This is a genomic window from Pseudomonas sp. UBT (assembly GCF_050915955.1).
GTDB lineage: Bacteria > Pseudomonadota > Gammaproteobacteria > Pseudomonadales > Pseudomonadaceae > Aquipseudomonas > Aquipseudomonas antarctica_A.
The window spans coordinates 963,868-982,406 of the sequence record NZ_CP168079.1 but is presented as its reverse complement, the minus strand read 5'-3'; the positions used below and the strand labels follow the sequence as shown (position 1 = coordinate 982,406).

The 18,539-nt window shown below is 56.6% G+C and carries 11 protein-coding genes and 1 pseudogene; 7 read left to right on the top strand and 5 right to left on the bottom strand.

Translation table 11 applies throughout. From position 1 onward, the window contains the following. Positions 1–106: 106 nt before the first annotated feature. Positions 107–1,627: an acetaldehyde dehydrogenase ExaC gene (gene exaC / locus ACDZ94_RS04545; protein WP_432751139.1), complete on the bottom strand. Its 1,521-nt coding sequence runs from the start codon at positions 1,625–1,627 to the stop codon at positions 107–109. Positions 1,628–1,899: 272 nt separating this feature from the next. Here exaC and ACDZ94_RS04540 point away from each other — a divergent pair, with 272 nt between their 5' ends. The 3 genes from ACDZ94_RS04540 (at position 1,900) to ACDZ94_RS04530 (ending at position 8,426) form a co-directional block, all read left to right on the top strand. Next, the gene (locus ACDZ94_RS04540) at positions 1,900–3,807 is read left to right on the top strand and encodes a sigma-54-dependent Fis family transcriptional regulator (protein ID WP_432751138.1); all 1,908 of its coding nucleotides are present in this window, start codon (positions 1,900–1,902) and stop codon (positions 3,805–3,807) included. Between the two features lie 176 nt (positions 3,808–3,983). Continuing rightward, the gene (locus ACDZ94_RS04535; protein ID WP_432751137.1) at positions 3,984–7,196 is read left to right on the top strand and encodes a hypothetical protein; all 3,213 of its coding nucleotides are present in this window, start codon (positions 3,984–3,986) and stop codon (positions 7,194–7,196) included. A gap of 279 nt (positions 7,197–7,475) precedes the next feature. After that, positions 7,476–8,426, top strand: coding sequence for a hypothetical protein (locus ACDZ94_RS04530; protein ID WP_432751136.1), 951 nt, complete (start codon positions 7,476–7,478; stop codon positions 8,424–8,426). Positions 8,427–8,808: 382 nt separating this feature from the next. Here the strand turns inward: ACDZ94_RS04530 and ACDZ94_RS04525 are convergent. After that, a pseudogene (locus tag ACDZ94_RS04525) lies at positions 8,809–9,320 on the bottom strand (transposase); the annotation flags it as partial. A gap of 390 nt (positions 9,321–9,710) precedes the next feature. On the opposite strand from ACDZ94_RS04525, the gene ACDZ94_RS04520 reads away from it, so the two are divergent. The 4 genes from ACDZ94_RS04520 to ACDZ94_RS04505 all read left to right on the top strand — a co-directional run bounded on the left by ACDZ94_RS04520 (position 9,711) and on the right by ACDZ94_RS04505 (position 15,447). After that, on the top strand, positions 9,711–12,935 hold the full coding sequence (locus ACDZ94_RS04520) for a hypothetical protein (protein WP_432751135.1): 3,225 nt from the start codon (positions 9,711–9,713) through the stop codon (positions 12,933–12,935). Positions 12,936–13,194: 259 nt separating this feature from the next. Then, positions 13,195–14,544 (top strand): UDP-N-acetylmuramate:L-alanyl-gamma-D-glutamyl-meso-diaminopimelate ligase, encoded by a 1,350-nt coding sequence (gene mpl / locus ACDZ94_RS04515; protein ID WP_262666336.1) that lies wholly within the window; start codon positions 13,195–13,197, stop codon positions 14,542–14,544. Continuing rightward, the gene (gene ubiX / locus ACDZ94_RS04510) at positions 14,541–15,170 is read left to right on the top strand and encodes a flavin prenyltransferase UbiX (protein WP_003219402.1); all 630 of its coding nucleotides are present in this window, start codon (positions 14,541–14,543) and stop codon (positions 15,168–15,170) included. Before mpl ends, ubiX begins: the two co-directional genes overlap by 4 nt. After that, a complete protein-coding gene (locus ACDZ94_RS04505) occupies positions 15,163–15,447 on the top strand; it encodes a YceK/YidQ family lipoprotein (protein ID WP_064454294.1) in 285 nt (94 codons plus the stop codon). The genes ubiX and ACDZ94_RS04505 overlap by 8 nt, the downstream gene beginning before the upstream one ends. Positions 15,448–15,560: 113 nt before the next feature. On the opposite strand, the gene ACDZ94_RS04500 is transcribed toward ACDZ94_RS04505, so the two are convergent. The 3 genes from ACDZ94_RS04500 to ACDZ94_RS04490 all read right to left on the bottom strand — a co-directional run bounded on the left by ACDZ94_RS04500 (position 15,561) and on the right by ACDZ94_RS04490 (position 18,511). Continuing rightward, positions 15,561–16,202 (bottom strand): oxidoreductase, encoded by a 642-nt coding sequence (locus tag ACDZ94_RS04500; protein ID WP_064454293.1) that lies wholly within the window; start codon positions 16,200–16,202, stop codon positions 15,561–15,563. A gap of 29 nt (positions 16,203–16,231) precedes the next feature. Continuing rightward, a complete protein-coding gene (locus ACDZ94_RS04495) occupies positions 16,232–17,950 on the bottom strand; it encodes a C13 family peptidase (protein ID WP_064454292.1) in 1,719 nt (572 codons plus the stop codon). A gap of 105 nt (positions 17,951–18,055) precedes the next feature. Continuing rightward, a complete protein-coding gene (locus ACDZ94_RS04490; RefSeq protein ID WP_128587790.1) occupies positions 18,056–18,511 on the bottom strand; it encodes a MaoC family dehydratase in 456 nt (151 codons plus the stop codon). Between the last annotated feature and the right edge of the window lie 28 nt (positions 18,512–18,539).

The window sequence follows — 18,539 nt, the reverse complement described above, 5'->3', positions numbered from 1 at the left end:
CACCTCGCTGTGCCTGACACACCGAGGTGCCTGCATCGCAGGCAAGCCATCTCCCACACTTGATTGCATTTCAAGTTGAGAACTGGGCGCCTGTTACAGGGTTTAGTTAGAAGAAGCCCAACGGATTAATGTCGTAGCTCACCAGCAAGTTTTTGGTCTGCTGGTAGTGGTCCAACATCATCTTGTGCGTCTCACGGCCCACGCCGGACTTCTTGTAACCGCCAAACGCGGCATGCGCCGGGTACAGGTGGTAGCAGTTAGTCCACACGCGGCCCGCCTTGATCGCACGGCCCATGCGGTAGGCGCGGTTGATGTCGCGGGTCCACACGCCGGCGCCCAGGCCGAACTCGGTGTCGTTGGCGATCGCCAGGGCTTCGGCTTCGTCCTTGAACGTGGTGATGCTCACCACCGGGCCAAAGATTTCTTCCTGGAACACGCGCATTTCGTTGGTGCCCTTGAGCAGGGTCGGCTGGATGTAATAACCACCGGCCATGTCGCCGCTGAGCTTCTCGACCTTGCCGCCGGTCAGCAGTTGCGCGCCTTCGCCCTTGGCGATTTCCAGGTAGGAGAGGATCTTGTCGAATTGCTGCTCGGACGCCTGGGCACCGACCATGGTGTCGGTGTCCAGCGGGTCGCCGCGTTTGATCTGCTCGACCTTTTTCATCACCACTTTCATGAAGTCGTCGTAGATCGACTCTTCCACCAGTGCGCGCGATGGGCAGGTGCACACTTCGCCCTGGTTGAAGAACGCCAGCACCAGGCCTTCGGCAGCCTTTTCGATGAACGAAGGTTCGGCTTTCATGATGTCGGCGAAGAAGATGTTCGGCGACTTGCCGCCCAGCTCGACGGTGGACGGAATAATGTTCTCGGCCGCCGCGTGCATGATGTGCGAGCCCACCGGGGTCGAGCCGGTGAAGGCGATTTTGGCGATGCGTTTGCTGGTGGCCAGGGCTTCGCCGGCTTCTTTGCCGTAACCGTGCACCACGTTCAGCACGCCTGGCGGCAGCAGGTCGCCGATCAGCTCCATCAACACGTTGATGCCCAGCGGGGTTTGCTCGGCCGGCTTGAGCACCACGCAGTTACCGGCGGCCAGGGCCGGCGCCAGTTTCCATGCGGCCATCAGCAGTGGGAAGTTCCACGGGATGATCTGGCCGACCACGCCCAGCGGTTCGTGGAAGTGATAGGAGGCGGTGAGTTCGTTGATCTCGGCGCTGGTGCCTTCCTGGGCGCGGATGCAACCGGCGAAGTAGCGGAAGTGGTCGGCGGCCAGCGGGATGTCGGCGTTGAGGGTTTCACGCACGGCCTTGCCGTTGTCCCAGGTTTCGGTGATGGCCAGCAGTTCGAGGTTCTGTTCGATGCGGTCGGCAATTTTCAGCAGCACCAGCGAACGGTCCTGGGCCGAGGTCTTGCCCCAGGCATCCGCGGCGGCATGGGCGGCGTCGAGGGCTTTGTCGATGTCTTTGGCAGTGGAACGCGGGAATTCGGCGATGGGCTTGCCGTTGACCGGCGAGGTGTTGGTGAAGTAGTTGCCATCCATCGGCGCAACGAATTCGCCGCCGATGTAGTTACCGTACTTGGCCTTGAACGAAACGATCGCGCCTTCAGTACCGGGATGTGCATAACGCATGGTGGGTATCTCCTGACTTTTATGTTTATTGGAGTACAGCGGTGTTGCGCTTGATAAAGCGTAGAGCAAAGGTTGGGCCACTGCTTTGCAGGCCAGGTAAATCAAGGGGTTGGGGTTTGTCGCAAGGCGTTGCTGTGACAGTCGTGGTACAGGCGGGGTGACAGTTTGTGCCATAAACGGTACAGCCTGTGACCGGTGGGTCTGCCCGGGATTGCAATGGTCGGATGGCTGGGGGATGCTGGCTGTTCTCACGCAGAGAGAATAATAAGAACATGCACAACGATCATTTCAGTCGCCATGCCCAGCAAGTCCTGACCGTCACCCGCGGGCAAGACCTTGCCCAAGGCCCCGGCAGCGACCCGTCTATCGCCCGCTCCTGGCTGCGCTGCCTGGAGGATTATCACCTCGACCCCGCGCTGAGCATCGCCCCCACCGTGCTTGAGCACGGCCGCCTGCTGGAAAGCCGCGAACGCCTGCAACAAGTGCTGAGCATCGCCGGCAGTGAGATGAACAGCCTGCATCAACAGCTCTCCGGCGCTGGCCATGCGGTGCTGCTCACCGATGCGCGCGGGGTGATCCTCAACTGCGTCACCGCGCCGTCCGAGCGCAAGATTTTCGAGCGCGCCGGGCTGTGGCTGGGTGCGGACTGGAGCGAGGCGTGCGAAGGCACCAACGGCATCGGCACCTGCCTGGTCGAGCGCCAGTCCCTGACGATTCACCGCGATGAGCACTTTCGTGGCCGCCATACGGGGCTGACCTGTTCGGCAAGCCCGGTGTTCGATCCCCAGGGTGAGTTGCTGGCGGTGCTGGACGTGTCGTCGGCGCGTGAGGCGGTGTCGCGCCAGAGCCAGTTCCACACCATGGCGCTGGTGAACCTGTCGGCGAAGATGATCGAGAGTTGTTACTTCCTGCGTCATTTTGAGAACCACTGGCTGCTGCGTTTTCACCTGCAGGCAGAATCTGTGGGGCTGTTCAGCGAAGGGTTGCTGGCATTTGATGGGGAAGGCCGGATCTGTGCGGTCAACCAGAGCGCGCTGAACCTGTTGGGGCAGGTTCGCGGCGGCTTGTTGGGGCAGCCGGTCGAGGCGTTTTTCGAGTGTTCGCTGGACCAACTGCTCGGCCGTGCCAGCGCCAATGCCACGGCCAGCTGGCCGTTGCGTACGCGGGATGGCCGGCAGTTATTCGCCGCGCTGCGCGGGCAGGCGCGGAGTTTGCCCGCGTCGCTGCCCAAGCCCGAGGCGCCACGCCTGCCGGGTATCTGCCTGGGTGACCCTGCGTTGCAGAGTGATTTTAACAAGGCGCTGAGGGTGTTCGAACGCGACGTGCCGCTGCTGATCAACGGCGAAACCGGCTGCGGTAAAGAGGCGTTCGCCAAGGCCGTGCATCAGGCCAGCTCGCGTGCCGACAACGCCTTCGTCGCTCTCAACTGTGCCGCCATCCCGGAAAACCTGATTGAAAGTGAGTTGTTCGGTTACCGCGGCGGCAGCTTTACCGGCGCGTTGAAAGAAGGTATGCGCGGCAAATTACAGCAAGCCGACGGCGGCACGCTGTTTCTCGATGAGATTGGGGACATGCCTTTCGCGTTGCAAACCCGTCTTTTAAGGGTGCTGGAAGATCGCGTGGTGGTGCCCATCGGCGGTGCGCCGCAGGCGGTAGACGTCAGAATCATCAGCGCCACCCATCGTGACCTGTTAGCACGTGTTGCCAATGGTAGCTTCCGCGAAGATCTTTACTATCGTCTCAACGGTCTTGAAATTGCCGTGCCGCCCTTGCGTGAGCGTAGCGACAAAGCGCAATTACTGGCGTTTTTGCTGGCGGAAGAAGCAGCAGGGCAGGTTGTGTTGCTTGAAGAGAAGGCGCACCACGCGTTGCTCGACTACGCCTGGCCGGGCAACGTCCGGCAATTGCGCAACGTACTTCGCACCTTGGCGGCCTTGTGCGAGAACGGGCGAATCAGGTTAGACGATTTGCCGCCCCTCATTCGCCAGGCGCGAGCGGCGATGGTTATCGAGCCCCGGCAGGGGGGCGCTCTGGACGATGCAGAGCGCGTAGTGTTGCTCAACGCACTGAAGCATCAACATTGGCACATGTCCCACACAGCAGAGAGTTTGGGAGTGAGCCGGAATACGCTTTACCGGAAGTTACGCAAGCATGGAATCGAACGGTGTCCACAAGCGTGATCTGCTCGTTGTTACCGCAGCACGTATGAAACCTGACTATTAGTCACTGATGAGGGCAGTGTTTATAGCTGAAATATCTGGATAAATTTTTCCGAATTTTTTTTGTATGATTTGTAAGGCATTGCACCACTCAGCGTACGAACAGTTATTCATTTGAATCGTGCGCGAGTGTGGAAATGACAAATTTTGAAGGCGTTAGAGTCACGCCTACCTTATCAGGCAACGTGGTAGGCGAACCTCCTGCGGCTGCCGCCAGGGTGAGCATCAATAATGCAGTCGTTCACAGCAACACACACGCGCAAATGCCTGACACCCCCGAAGCGCGTGCAATGGCTGACGCTCAGTTGGCGAAGCCCTACGCGATCGCATTAGCGACGCGCTCCTATCACACCTCAATAGCGCCGCCTGACGTTCAAGTTACCCCTGAGTCCACACTCGGGCGTTGGCGGAACCCATTGGACAGTGCTTTCAAAAGCCCTGGATTTTTATCGTGGGCGAAAGAACAGGGGCTTGATACCAGGAGCCTCAAACTGGATCCCTTCCTCGGGGAGTTGACCGGCATTGTAAATGGCAAGATGCAAACGTTTTCCCTAAAAGATGATTCGGGCTGGTCAGATGTTTCTCGCGTGCTGTTGTCGATTGCCAGGGGGATCGCTCCAATGCCCGGGCAGGCGTTCAATTACCCCTGGCCGGACGGTAAGGTGCCGTTGTACACGGTGGGGCGATTTTACGGAGAGCCTATCGATCTCTCCCCTTCGCAAGCTGCCTCGCACCGTAAGAAATTAAAAGATGGCGCCGCGTTTGAGTTTGCACCTGTGGGGCATGCGTCGCAGCGATCGGTAGAAGCATTAGCGGAGCAGGGCAAGGCGCAGGGTGATGACGCTAACCGTCATGCACTTATCGCTGCACTGAGGTCCCCGGTAGACGATGCCGAAGGGAAGATCGACCTGAATAACGTTAGGGTCCCGATTGACCGACGTTCAAGTTTATTTCTTACCGATCAGCGCCGGGAGATAAGTGCTGCACAACTGCTCGAAAGGCAAGGGCATAAACTACCCGTCAACAGCACGGAGGCGCATGGCCTGGCTAACGCACTGACCTTTGACCTTGCGCACAGGGTGCCTGGGGCTGACGCTGGGGGCGTCAGGCATATTGGTGCGCTGCTGAACACAACTGAATTACGCAAGATGAAAGCGGTGGTGGACCAGTGGAAGTTGAAGCATGCAAGTCAGGCTCCTGATCCGCAGGCAGGGGTTGGGGCAGGCAGTTTGTTACGCGGCCTGATCAGCACACTTGCGACGTCTACAAAGAAGGTGATTGCGGACAACCCTTCATTAGCATTGGACCAACTCATTCGGTCGCCCGAGGCGCAGGCGTTGGGCAAAACTATACAAGCTAGAATCAAATCAGCAGCGTCGCCGACCGGTGCAACTGAGGCCTTGACTGCGGCGCTTTTGCAAGAGCTTGACCCTAACCCAGGAAAATCACCTTTCAACTTGGCGGGCTATAACCTCTATAAAAGCGACAATGTGGGTGCCTCCGCTGCTGAAATCGTCAAACGTTTTACCGCTTACCTTGAAACTAAGGTGGGTGTTGAAGCGGCGCCTCTTGCTGCGCAACTATTACTGTCAGCCGTCGCCCCTGAACTCCTGGTAAAAAGCATTCCTGCTGCACTTGTTTATGGGTCTCATACCTGGGCGGATTTTTCTATAGCGGTTGCCCTGGTAGAGCAAGAAGCGCCCGGCGCCTCAGGGAACATGACGCTCAGTCAAGTCATGAACTATGCGGATGCGCAGCTTAGTATTCTTGACGGTGGGGACGAGTTAGCTGCCGCGTCAGCCGATTCGCTTATTGCGTGGGGCCTCGCTAATCAGGTGATTAAAAGCAACCCCCAAGGTCAGTATGCGTTCGAAGACGTTGAGCAATCACTAACGGTGTTAAAAAAGCAGAAAAAGGAATTGGCGTGGGCACGCGCTGAGCTGATGAAGCCAGCGCCCACTCGGGAGGCGTTGGCGCTGGCTGAATTCAAGCGGGTGTTCCCGGGTGTTGACCCGACGAAGAAAACATTAAGAAGTACTCGGGATGACACGTACCTTGTATCGCCACTTGAAGTCTACATGACGACGCCCATTAATCTGGAATGGTGGGCGCCGCTAAATGAAAAGGAGTTACCTTGGACAACGATTAAATCTCGCTTTTCCGAGCTTGATCCAGACATCAATAAAACATTTTCTGAAACGTTTGAAGACTATACAAAGACTCAAGCGGCGGCCTGGGCTATCCAGTTCAAGTACCAGGTTTCTCTGCTGCCTAGAGTCGAACAAGAGCGTATAAACCAAGCGGATGTCACGTTCATGAGCGTGTCTCGCCCTTTTTTGGGTACAGAAGAAACGAACAGCAGCCAACTGTACCCCGGGCGCCGACCACGAACGCCGACCCCTCATGAACTCAAAGAGTTGGAAGGGGGGCAAGGTGTACTGATGAAAGTGGAGGGAGCTGATAGTAAGGTCGAGTACTATAGTTACTTCCCAGGCCTAGGAAAAATCGTTAAGGAAAAGGGGGGGGCTGAAGAACAGTCACATTTTGACGACAGCAAGTATTTTTCCCCGGATTCCAAAGCTCGCGTACCCGGCACGTATAATGTTTTTACGAAATTTGATGTCACCCATCAGGACCGTGATTTGCCGGAGGTCACCGGTGAAGGACGAGTTCCTTATTTTTCTCGACGCAACGGTTCGCTGGCTACCGTGGTGGGTAAGTTTTTCACTAAAGATTATGGGTATTTGAAAGCCAAGGCTGTCGGTGAAACGAGGATTGAAAAAAATACAGCAGGTATTCATGCCGTCAATGATTTTCTCCTTTCGCTTATTCCTTTCTACGACGGTATTAAGGATGCAATATCGGGGAATGTTGCGGGCGCAGTTTTTAATATCGGGTTTGATATTTTGGGGTTCTTTCTTCCCGGGGCAAGTGCCGCGAACAAGGCGATGAAACTGGGCAAGTCAGCAGGCAAAGTACTCAAGCGCTCTTTTTTTGCGGGTCTCGGCGCTTCGGTGGGCGTTACCGATGTTATTAACCTTCCGAGAAATATTAAGCGGGGGGTGCTGGCTGTAAGTAAAGATATAAAGAGGGTGTACAAGCATGCAGATGAGGTGCTTCCTCGACTCAAAGGCAACTATAGGTCTTATGAAGTGACAAGGACTTATAAGGACGGTGATGTCGTCAAGGGCTTCTATCAGGTGGAATCAGAGGGTGTGCGTAGGCCAATAGTCGCTGTCTTAAAAAAGGGGGCTTGGTATGCGTACAGTTCCCTCATGAATACACCGTTTGGTCCTCAGTTAGCGCAATTTGGTGTGCTGAGCGCACTGGCACCGTCGAATAAAACGTAATGATGTTCAGTCGGGTGGATTGGCGAGCGCTCCCCGCATCAGTGTGAGTGCTTTATAAGCGATGTGCATCTTTGAGCAATTTAGCAGGCTGATTAGTGTCAGGCTGGCTGGTAAAGTGTGCCTGCGCGCCTGGAAAGTATTCTCCAGGATTATTGCGTATTTGTCATAGGGCTGAACTATTTGTTTTGTAGCTTGGAACTGCTTGCGGCCTATCTGTTACACAGTAAGTGGAAGAAATGGATGGCTTTCTAATGCACATCAATCATTAGGTAGATCATTATGATGTTTTCAAATGCAGCGGCAAGGCCGGTAGTATTCTCAAAGATTGGGGAGTTTTTCAGTGGTGGATTCACCAGGACCGAAACGCCTGGTTCTATAAGGACAGGTGAAGCACCTAAGGTAGAAGTCCCGGGAGGGTCCAAGCCGGCAGACGGTAGCAATAACAATTTTGATCAGGGTTTTGTTGATAAAAAAGTGGGTTTCGACGGGCCGGGGCAAGCCACGGGTCATCGCCAGACTGGGGATGCCCCTGATACAGAGGCCCCAGTTACTCCGGAAGTGGCTCAACACAGAGAAGCCAACAGGAAGAAGTGGCAAGCTCAAAAAGATGCTGACGCCCGGGATAAGCTATTTGATCAGCCGACGGCAGGTCGAGTAGACGGAAAGGAGGTGGAGCCTTTTTCGCAGAGTAACCTGGAAGAAAGCGCCAAGGCGGTGGTGAAGGCTAAAGCTGCGAAGGCGGATCGAGCACTTCCGCTTGAAATGCGAAATATTGCCAAGGTCGCCGGAATTACGGCAGCGATCACAGTACCCTTAACAGTTACCGGGACACTCGCCGCCAACGTCGCTATTGAATTTCTTAAACCCATAATCAATCCACCGAAAACTCCGGCCACAGAGCAACATGTTATGGAGTCGCGGCTGGTCGATGATGCTCAGAAGGGCGTATTCCTATTAGCCAATACGTTGGGTGGCCTTCGCTCAGAGGAGGGTGTCAAACCAAGCGTGGAATGGTTGGCCAAGACAAATGAAGAGCGGATGGACTATCTTGATGAGATGCTTGACTTCCTTGAAGTAGAATTTGCTAAAGAAGCGAAAGCGCTGAATGTTAAAGTTGAGGACCCGACACCCGGTGCGCAAGAAGATGATATCAAGAGCCGGGCTATTGGCATGGAATCCAGAATGGCATATATCACCGGGCTGATGAACGCTATCAAAGCCAAGCTATAGATAATGCCAGCGTTGTACCCGTTGTAGTGGGTTGTTCCGACAGATCCACTGCGTAAGCAGTTGCTCGCGTAATAGGGGCAACTGCTTACCGTGTTTTCATACAGCAACCCTCGCGCGGGTGAATACTTTGATTATTCTGACGTTGCCTGTTTCTGTCTTTCCTCATTACTTGTGCTCGCCGAAGAGTCCACCGCCCAACCTGAGTCATAGGGGGCTGAGGCGGTTGATCAGCCTTTAGGAAAGTTCTGAAGTAACCACCGATTTTTCATGCCCTCGCTACTTGAGGCTTAAAAATCAAAGGTCCGGCGAACAACAGAACGTTCTTGCCCTTAATTCATAATTCTTTCCTCTGGTCGCGCTGTTTCAAGGCGATCAGCCCGCATTACAGACGCACCTCGCCTGTACCCATCAACCGTTTTGGCACCCTCCACAGATTCGACAAAGCGAACAAGGTTGTCTGTTGAGCGATGTTTTTCGACAAGCCACGAAAGCGCACTTTCGTATAGCCAAACCGGCGCTTGATCATGCGAAACGGATGTTCAACCTTGGCCCGTACCTGCGCATCCCCGCACACATAAGTTTCCTCGCCGTGCAGTAACTGATCGTCGCATCGACCAGCGTGTCGCGACGCAGCAGCAAACCACGATCACCCAGATAGCCATTGATGGCCTGCAAACTCCCGCTCGCCAACACATGTTTCTCCAGTGGGCGCGGGACGTTGAGGGTCGTGGTTTCATCGGGAATCCGATCCAGATGCAGCCCCGAAAGCTGGCGCAGGATCGTGGTCTCGTAAGGTGCTTCTTCCAACGCCGGATCGCTGTAACCGAACCCGCTCTGCATCCGATGAGCCTGCAACATGGCCAGCAATGGATACGCCGGACGACCGCCTTCACCCGTTGAACTATTCTCAAAGAGCAGTTTTCCGTTAATAGGTAGGCTCTATGGGGTTGTTAGTTATATTCAATCGATATAACTGTCTCATGGCTTAGTTGTTCTGGAACTTATTGGGTGGTGTGGGCCACTTAATGTTCGAGTGCCGGGGAAGCCGCTCTTCAATGTCAAGCACTGTCTGGTTGGTTTTCTGGTCAGTGGGTCTGCGCTCAGGGTATAGGGAATTAAAATAGCTCGCCAGTTTGGGCTGTTCGAATGATTGACTTTGAAGGTTGGCGCTTATTAAGTAAGCCTTAAACGTGGCTGGCCTTATAAAAAGTTTTCGCGATGCGTGCTGTTGATTCAGGTGCGTTTGCGAGCCGTTCATCGAATGCCTGAAAGAGAGATGAAAATATGACTGTGCCTACTATAAATGTTGCACCCTTTGGCTTGCCAAAGAATGGTTTTCCTCAACTGAACCGTAACGTGGGCAGTGCACCGTCGACGATGAGTGAGCACACTTCGTCGGGTGACCCTGAGGCGGCCCGAGCGGCGGCCGATGCGCGTGTCGAGCAAGATTCTTTGAAGCAGTCTTCAGCCGGATCGCGCGTAACGGTTCCACCCGAGTCGACCTTGGGCCGCTGGGTTGAAGCACTGAAGTGTGCGACCCATTCTTCTGCGTTCAAGCAACTGGAGGACATGTTTGGTGGGTATGGTGCGTTTACCCATATTGAACCTAACAAAGCTGAAATCTGGTTTGACGACGGGCTCAATAAAATAAATAGAGATTCCCCTGAGCTCAATGATATTCCGGGCGGTAAAGCGTTGTTTGATAACTTGATGGTCATCGCTAAAAAATTGGCGCCTTATGGCACCTTGAGCCGCCGTGACGTTTATCAACGTGACTGGCCAGGACACACTCCGAACACGGTCGATTCAAACGTTGTTCGTCAATTTATTTATGGCCAACGTCCGAAAGCGTTGCCCGACCATCATGTGCCTGCCGAAATTTTAAATAAAACGGGTGAAGCCGAAACGCAGCACAACCTGCTCGCCGCTTTGAAAGAACAGATTGAGGCGCCCGGCGCGAAGCCGGATCTGGAATCCATCGTCGTAGAGATCGCACCGCACTCTGTCTTTTGGCGCGAAGACCAGCCGCAGCCTGTCACGATGAACCTCAAGCAATTGATGGCCGCTTACGGTTTGCACGTGCCAACCACACTGGAAGCACTTGCCAATTTGGAGCGCGTATTGTTTGCACCGCCATTAAGTGCGCCACGTGAAGGTAATTGTGGCGGGTTGCTGACTAAAAGTGTGCCACTGGGCGAGGATGCTCAGGAAAAGATAGTCGAAACCGTCAGTGCCTGGAAGGCGCTTCAAACTCAGGTTCCGCTGGACGCAGAGGGTAAGGCCCCCAGTCTTTTCGAGTATTTGAAACGTGCAGTTCCAGAGTCTGTGAGGGCGCTGGCCGCTACCCATCCAGAAGCGTTTCTCAACGCCTTGATCGACACCCATCAAGCCCGTGCATTGGGTAAGCAGCTGCAGGAAGCGATTGGCGCATTGCCCACCGCTACCAGTGGCCATGAAGCACTGCTCACGGCGTTAGGGCTGGAAGCCAACCGGTCATCAGCGGGGGTGGAGCGCGATCATTTAGCCGGGTATAACTTGCGGCAACAAGACAACGTGGGGCGTACGCCAGCTGAGATCGTCAAGCGTTTTGAAACCCATATGGAAAGTATCGTCGGCCCCGAGATGGCGAAAGTAGCTGCCTACCAATTGCTGGCTATGTCGGCTCCGGAGTTTTTGGTCAAGGATGTGCCGCCATCAGTGGTTTTTGGCTCCCTGCAATGGGTAATGTTCAGCGCTGAAGTATTTCGCCGCGAGCAGAGCACCCCGGGATCGTCGGCGGGCAAGCGCTATGATCAGATCAGGGAGCATGGGGCTCTGGAGCCCGTTGCACTGGAGCAAGAGTATCAGTCGAAAGCGGCTGCCGTGCAGGCAGTGGTCGACTGGGGTATAGCTAAAGGCATTATCAAGCAAAACAGTGAGGGCTATTCCGCTGAAACCATCGCGAGCGTAACGGCTGCCATGGAAGCAGAGGCCAATCGCCTGGCGGCGACTCTGAAAGGTATTACGGCTTCACTGCCGACTCGCCGGGAGTTGGCGCGGGCGGAATTAACGCGGGTATACGGCGAAGAACACGCGCACCTGTTTGAAAAACAAATACTCACCCGCCAATCGGGGATAAGTAGACTCACAGACTCTCTGTTGAATCTTTATATGTCTGGAACACTTGACGCCAGCTGGAATTCTACTATTTCAACCTTTCCTAATGAGATTTTACATCCAGGCATGAAAGCGCTGCCTGATATCAAGAAAGATTTCTTTGAGAAGTTTGATGCGTACACCGACAGCTTCAGCAAGACGGCAGGTGAGATGTTCCAGTATCACGTATCGCAGTTGCGGGATGAAGATCGGAAGCGATTTGAGTTCGGGGGTGTAGAAACGAGGTATTTGAGCCAGGTGGAAGCGTCTGATTTTCCTAAAGACAGTGAGAGTAATGAGTTATTTCAGATGTTCGGAAGTGGTGCGTTTCTCATCACCACTGCACTGAAAGGTGAAACGGTTAAGTATATTTACTCGCCACAGTCAGGCGGGATCATCAAGGAGGGCGATCCTCTGCCTGGCGTCCCTGAGGGGTGGAGTGTAAAGTCCAGTCGCCGTGCACCTTTTTTCAGTTTGAATGTTGGGGCGGAGCGTTACGGCTTAACAACTATCTGGAGTACGGGCGGTGCTAACGAACTGGAAGAGCCCCATACGCTTAAGCCGAGGAATACTTCATCGGAGAGGTCCGGCATGTTTGCCAGGCAGATAAGTCATCTTTATAAACATGCTGTCGGTCAGCTTAAAGACGCGGCCAATGGCATGAGCGACTCCGAAAAAAGCAGCGCTCGAGCAAAAATTTTCAATAACTTCATCCTGAGCCTTCTTCCCTTTCACGACCTGGTGAAAAATATAATCGAAGGCAATAAACATGATGCCGCTGTTAGCGGGGTTTTTGACTTTATCGGTTTGTTTAATCCTGCTGCTAAAGGCGGCTTCAAAGCGGTTAGCGTCGGTGCCAAAGGGGTAAGTTCATCCTTGACGTTTCTCAAAGGGGCTGCCAAGTCAGGGCTCAAGGCTGCAAACCCGTTAGGGGCTGTTTATGATGTGGGGAGTGGTTTATTCAAATTGGGCAAGACTGCTTTGAATGCGGGGGTCCCTGCCACCTTGTCCTCGTTTGCGAATAAACTTCGCATCTCTGGGCGTGGTTGGAGCATCCCTCACGGTGGTTCCAAACAGAGCATCGCCGAAGGCACTTATCGGCGGCCAGGTGAAAGGAGTAGCAACACGCCCGTCGTTGCGGGGAAACAAGGCAACAACTGGTACGCCTTAGATCCCCAGACACTGAAGCCCTATGGCCCTGTGTTGAAAGACTTCACGCCCATTACGGTGAAAGAGTTGCGTAATCTTCGTTATGACATGGGTACTTCTATAAAGGATGGTTCTGGACCTGTTGAGACGGTCGGAGAGTTTCAGGAGAACGAATCGGGTCCGACTCCGCCCGAGCAGCCTTCTCACCTGCAGGCAGCCCGATAGGCGCTGGTAAGACAACCCGTACTGCCTGAGGGTGATGATCAATCTGGCAGGGCTGCGAGGTTCTTTTCCAGGTTTGGCAGCAAGCCTGCTGCTGTCAGGCCACTCGCAACCCTGTCCACGCCAGATATTCATGGCCATCGCCTGACGTGAATGCGACCAAACGAAGTGCAGGGATGCGCCTCGCTGCCGACAGGCCCTATAAATAGTGCGATTTGCCCCTCCCTGCGCTAACCTGCCTCGATGTTTTACGAGGTCAACCATGCATATTCATATTCTCGGTATTTGCGGCACATTCATGGGCTCGATGGCGGTTCTGGCCAAAGAATTGGGCCATCACGTCACCGGCTCCGATGCCAACGTTTACCCGCCCATGAGCACGCAACTACAAGCCCAGGGTATTGAGTTGACCCAAGGCTACGATCCTTCGCAATTCGACCCGGTCCCGGACCTGGTGGTGATCGGCAACGCCATGGTGCGTGGCAACCCGGCGGTCGAGTACGTACTGAATAAAGGTTTGCCTTATGTCTCCGGCCCCCAGTGGCTGGCGGACCATGTACTGCAAGGCCGTTGGGTGCTCGCGGTGGCCGGTACTCACGGCAAGACAACCACCAGCAGCATGCTGGCCTGGGTGCTGGAACACGCCGGCATGAGCCCGGGCTTTCTGATTGGCGGTGTGCCGCAAAACTTCTCGGTGTCGGCGCGTTTGGGCGATACACCGTTTTTCGTGATTGAGGCGGATGAATACGACAGCGCTTTCTTCGACAAGCGCTCCAAGTTCGTCCATTACCGCCCGCGCACCGCGATCCTGAACAACCTCGAGTTCGATCACGCTGACATCTTCCCCGATTTGTCGGCCATCGAGCGCCAGTTCCACCACTTGGTGCGCACCATCCCGAGTGAAGGCCTGGTCATCCATCCGACCACCGAGCCTGCCTTGCAGCGGGTGATCGAGATGGGCTGCTGGACCCCCGTGCAAACGACCGGTGCGGGCGGGCAGTGGCAGGTCAAGTTGCTCAGCGAAGACGGCTCCAGGTTTGAAGTGCTGTTCGAAGGCGAAGCACAGGGCATTGTCGAGTGGGGCATGACCGGCCAGCACAACGTCGCGAATGCCTTGGTGACCCTGGCAGCCGCGCGGCACGTGGGCGTGGTGCCTGCCATGGGCATCGCCGCGTTGAGCGCGTTCAAGAGCGTGAAGCGGCGTATGGAAAAAGTCGCCGACGTGAATGGGATTACCATCTACGACGACTTTGCCCACCACCCGACGGCGATTGCCACCACGCTGGATGGCCTGCGCAAGCGTGTCGGGGAGGCCAATATCATCGCGATTGTCGAGCCGCGTTCCAATTCCATGAAGCTTGGCGCACACCGTGATGGCCTGCCGGAAAGCGTCAATGACGCCGACCAGGTGGTCTGGTACGCACCGGCCAACCTCGGCTGGGACCTGCCGGCCATCGCCGCGCTTTGCACGGTGCCATCAACCGTCTGCGATTCCATCGAGGGCATCATTGAACACGTCAAGCATCAGGCCAGGCCCGGCACCCATGTGGTGGTCATGAGCAACGGCGGTTTCGGCGGCCTGCACGGCAAGCTGGCCGAGGCATTGAAATGAGTGGCCCGGAACGCGTCACCCTGGCGATGACCGGTGCTTCCGGCGCGCCCTACGGCCTGCGCTTGCTCGATTGCCTGGTGCGCGAAGACCGCGAGGTGCACTTTTTGATCTCCAAGGCCGCGCAACTGGTGCTGGCCACCGAGACCGATGTTGCGCTGCCGCCCAAGGTGCAGATGATGCAGGCGTTCCTCACCGAATACACCGGTGCGGCGGCGGGTCAGATCAAGGTTTATGGTAAAGAGGACTGGATGTCGCCAGTGGCCTCCGGCTCGGGCGCACCGGCGGCGATGGTGGTGGTGCCCTGTTCCACCGGCACCTTGTCGGCGATTGCCACCGGTGCCTGCAACAACCTGATCGAGCGTGCGGCGGACGTGACCTTGAAGGAGCGTCGCCAGTTGATCCTGGTGCCGCGCGAAGCGCCGTATTCGAGTATCCACCTGGAGCACATGCTCAAGTTGTCGAACATGGGCGTGACCATTTTGCCGGCATCGCCCGGGTTCTATCATCAGCCACAGACCATCGATGACTTGGTGGACTTCGTCGTGGCGCGGATTCTCAACCTGCTGAATATTCCTCAGGACATGCTGCCGCGTTGGGGCGAGCACCATTTGAGCAGTGATGAATAAGGTGCTGCTGGTGGTGTTGGCGTTGCAACTGACGGGCTGCGCCACGGCGCGCACACTGGATGCCGCGCAGCCTGGCGCACCGGTGGTGTATGCCGGTACGCGCCTGGATTTGTATGCTATTAACGGCGGCTGCTGCGCCAAAGATCGCTTTGGCGCTGAGGCACCGAGCTATCCACATGTCGATCTGCCGGCCAGTGCGGTGCTCGACACCTTGCTGTTGCCGCTCTCGGCGTTGACGGTGTTGGGTGTGGGGTTTAACGCAACGGGCGGTCTGTAGCCGAGGGCGCTCGTGCTGGCCCCATCGCGGGCAAGCCCGGCTCCCACCGGACAACGCATTGTAAATGCGCGAGCTGGCTTGCCTGCGATGACGCCGGCACGCGCAGCGCGCGGTTATTTACCGAGCTTACGCAACTCATCCGACTCCACCACCCGCACGCCGTCCTGCTCTTCCAGCGCCAGGCGCCACATGGCACGGGCCAGTTCGCAGACTTCAATGCCGTGATACTTGCCCGGAATCAAGCGCGACAATGTCCCGACCACCTGCTCGGCCAAGCGCGGTTCCAGTCGTTCGCCCAGCAGTAATGAAGGTCGCACGATGGTCAGTTGTGGCCAGTCCTGCGCCCTCAACGCCTGTTCCATCTCGCCTTTGACTCGGTTGTAGAAGATTGAGGATTTCGGGTCGGCGCCAATGGCGCTGATGACGATCAGGTGCCGTGCGCCCATTTCCCGTGCGCGCTTGGCGAAGGCCACCACCATGTCCAGGTCGACAGCGCTGAAGGCGGCTTCGGAACCCGCCTGCTTGATGGTCGTGCCCAGGCAGCAGAAGGCGATGTCCACCTGGCCGCTCAGTTGCGGCAGGAACACCGCCGGGTCACCCACGGGGTTTTCCAGGCGTGGGTGTTCGGCCAGTGGTTTGCGGCTCGGCGCGAGTACGCGGGTCACCGTGGGCTCATTGAGCAGGCGGTCCAGCAGGTGCTCGCCCGTCAGCCCGGAGGCCCCGGCAAGCAAAATATGCTGAGGTGTCAGGTACATGGTGTTTCCCCCTTGTTACACGTTACAGCTTAGTTGCCTTTGGCTTCCTTGCTATTCATTGAGACGCTTTCGAGCGCCTTTCGTGCCTGCTGTTTACGTAATAGTTGCCAATGGGCGATCACCCCTTTGGGGGCCCAGATCTGCGGTTCGGAGGCTTCGAAGTTGTCCGCCTGTTCGCGTTCGGCTACATGCAGTTGGGCCAGTTTGAAGGCTTGCTGCAAGTCATCGGTCTGGTTGAAGGCTTGCGCGAAAAGGGCATCGCCAAAGTAGGTGAAGTCCGCCTCTTCCGAGCAACCGAACGACACGCGGTCGGCACGGGAGGCCGTCATGATCAGCGTGCGCTCATCCTTCAGTGCCGGGATAAACCCGCCCGAGTAGCAGGCGGAAATCACGATGATTTTGTCGCGGTTCTTCAGCGGCGCGAGCACGGCTGCCAGTTCATCGGCGGGCAGGTCGGCGAGTTCCATGCGCGGTTGGTCCAGCACCAGTTCGTGCTCGTGGGTGCCGTGGCTGGTCATGTAGATAAACACCAGGTCTTGCGGCCCGGTGCGCTCGGCCAGGGTTTGCACGGCACGGCGCAGGCTTTCGCGGGTGGCCAGGGGGCGGTCGGCGATGTGGTCGCGGTGGTTGACCAGGCGAATCTGCCCGCGCGCACCGAAGCGGGTGGCGAGCATGTTGCTGACGTAATCGGCTTCACGCAGGAACACGCTTTGCTTGCCATCACCGGCCAGCGCCAGGGTGTACAACTCGACGGCGCCCGTTGAGGGCGGCACGGCGGCGAGGGCGGCATCGAGCAAGCGGCCTTGGGCCAGTACGCCGATTTCCAGCGGGTCGGGCAGCAGCTTGCCGTCGGCATCGCGCACGCGCATGCCGTTGACCCAGGTGCCGGCCTGTACCGTGCCGTCGCTGAGTACGAGGGTGCCGATGCCTTGATAGCTGTCGCTGTCGAAGCCGCCGATATAGAAGCTGCCATCGGTGAGGTTCAGACGGCCTTGGCCAGAGAAGCGCCATTCACTGAACTGGCCGACATAGTGGCTGCCATCGACGCCAATCAGCTCGCCTTTGCCACTGAGTGCGCCTTCCTTGAACTGGCCGATCCACACGTCGCCGTCGGCGTTTTCATAACGGCCTTTGCCATTGAGTTGGTTCTGTTTGAACTGGCCGACATAGATATCGCCGTCGGCGCTGTTGAAGGTGCCGTTGCCTTCGAGCTGGCCGTCGACAAAGTGGCCGCTGAACTGGTTGCCACTGTCGTCGTTGCGCTGGCCTTCGCCATTCGGTTTGCCGTGGGCGAACTGGCCCTGGTATTGGCTGCCGTCGGCCAATTCCAGGCGGCCGAGGCCGGAGTACTGGTCGTCTTTGAATTCGCCGCGATAGGTCATTTGCCCCTCTTTGAGGGTACCTTCGCCATTGCGTCGACCGTTCTTGAAACCGCCGACGTAGCTGCTGCCCGCCGTGGTCAGGCTGCCCTGGCCGTCGAACAGGCCTTGCTGGAACTGGCCTTTATAAACCTCGCCGTTGCTGCCATGCCATTCGCCCTGGCCGTGCCACTGGCCTTTGTCGAACTGGCCGGCGTACCAACTGCCGTTGGGGTAGTCCACGCGGCCCTGGCCTTGCAGCAAACCATTGACCACATCGCCACGGTAGCGGCCGCCGTCGGGCAGGCGCGCATCGGGCGGCAACAGCGATTCGCCGTCTCCGCAAGCGGTGAGCAACAGGGCAAGGGCAAGGGGAGCGAGTGGGCGCATAGCGGGATCCGGATAATTAAGCGCCGAGTATGCCGCAGCTGCGAGTTTCATACATAAATTTACATACACTGTGGCAAGGTTTCTCACCTCGCCACAGGCATAGCCTTATACGAAGTAGAGTGACAACGACTCGGCGACGTAAGCAGGCTTTTCCTGGCCTTCGATTTCCAGGGTGGCGGTGGCCTTCAGCAGCCATTGGCCCGGTTTTTTCTCGGTAACGTCGTTGAGGGTCACGTTTAGCCGGACCTTGGAGTCAACCTTCACCGGCTGGATGAAACGCACGCTGTCCAGCCCGTAGTTGACGGCCATCTTCAGGCCTTCGGGCATGATCAGGATGTCTTCCATGAGCTTGGGCATCAGCGACAGCGACAGGAAACCGTGGGCGATGGTGCTGCCGAATGGCGTCTTGGCGGCCTTGACCGGGTCGACGTGGATGAACTGATGATCGCCGGTGGCCTCTGCGAACAGGTTGATACGCGCCTGGTCGATGGTGAGCCATTCGGAACGTCCCAGTTCCTTGCCGACATAATCTTTGAGTTGCGCTACAGGTACATAGGGCATTGCGACTCTCCTTGGTTCATCGTTTTTT

Coding starts and splice junctions, on each gene's coding strand:
- exaC (WP_432751139.1), bottom strand. CDS start 1,627: ATGCGTTATGCACATCCCGGTACTGAAGGCGCGATCGTTTCGTTCAAG.
- ACDZ94_RS04540 (WP_432751138.1), top strand. CDS start 1,900: ATGCACAACGATCATTTCAGTCGCCATGCCCAGCAAGTCCTGACCGTC.
- ACDZ94_RS04535 (WP_432751137.1), top strand. CDS start 3,984: ATGACAAATTTTGAAGGCGTTAGAGTCACGCCTACCTTATCAGGCAAC.
- ACDZ94_RS04530 (WP_432751136.1), top strand. CDS start 7,476: ATGATGTTTTCAAATGCAGCGGCAAGGCCGGTAGTATTCTCAAAGATT.
- ACDZ94_RS04520 (WP_432751135.1), top strand. CDS start 9,711: ATGACTGTGCCTACTATAAATGTTGCACCCTTTGGCTTGCCAAAGAAT.
- mpl (WP_262666336.1), top strand. CDS start 13,195: ATGCATATTCATATTCTCGGTATTTGCGGCACATTCATGGGCTCGATG.
- ubiX (WP_003219402.1), top strand. CDS start 14,541: ATGAGTGGCCCGGAACGCGTCACCCTGGCGATGACCGGTGCTTCCGGC.
- ACDZ94_RS04505 (WP_064454294.1), top strand. CDS start 15,163: ATGAATAAGGTGCTGCTGGTGGTGTTGGCGTTGCAACTGACGGGCTGC.
- ACDZ94_RS04500 (WP_064454293.1), bottom strand. CDS start 16,202: ATGTACCTGACACCTCAGCATATTTTGCTTGCCGGGGCCTCCGGGCTG.
- ACDZ94_RS04495 (WP_064454292.1), bottom strand. CDS start 17,950: ATGCGCCCACTCGCTCCCCTTGCCCTTGCCCTGTTGCTCACCGCTTGC.
- ACDZ94_RS04490 (WP_128587790.1), bottom strand. CDS start 18,511: ATGCCCTATGTACCTGTAGCGCAACTCAAAGATTATGTCGGCAAGGAA.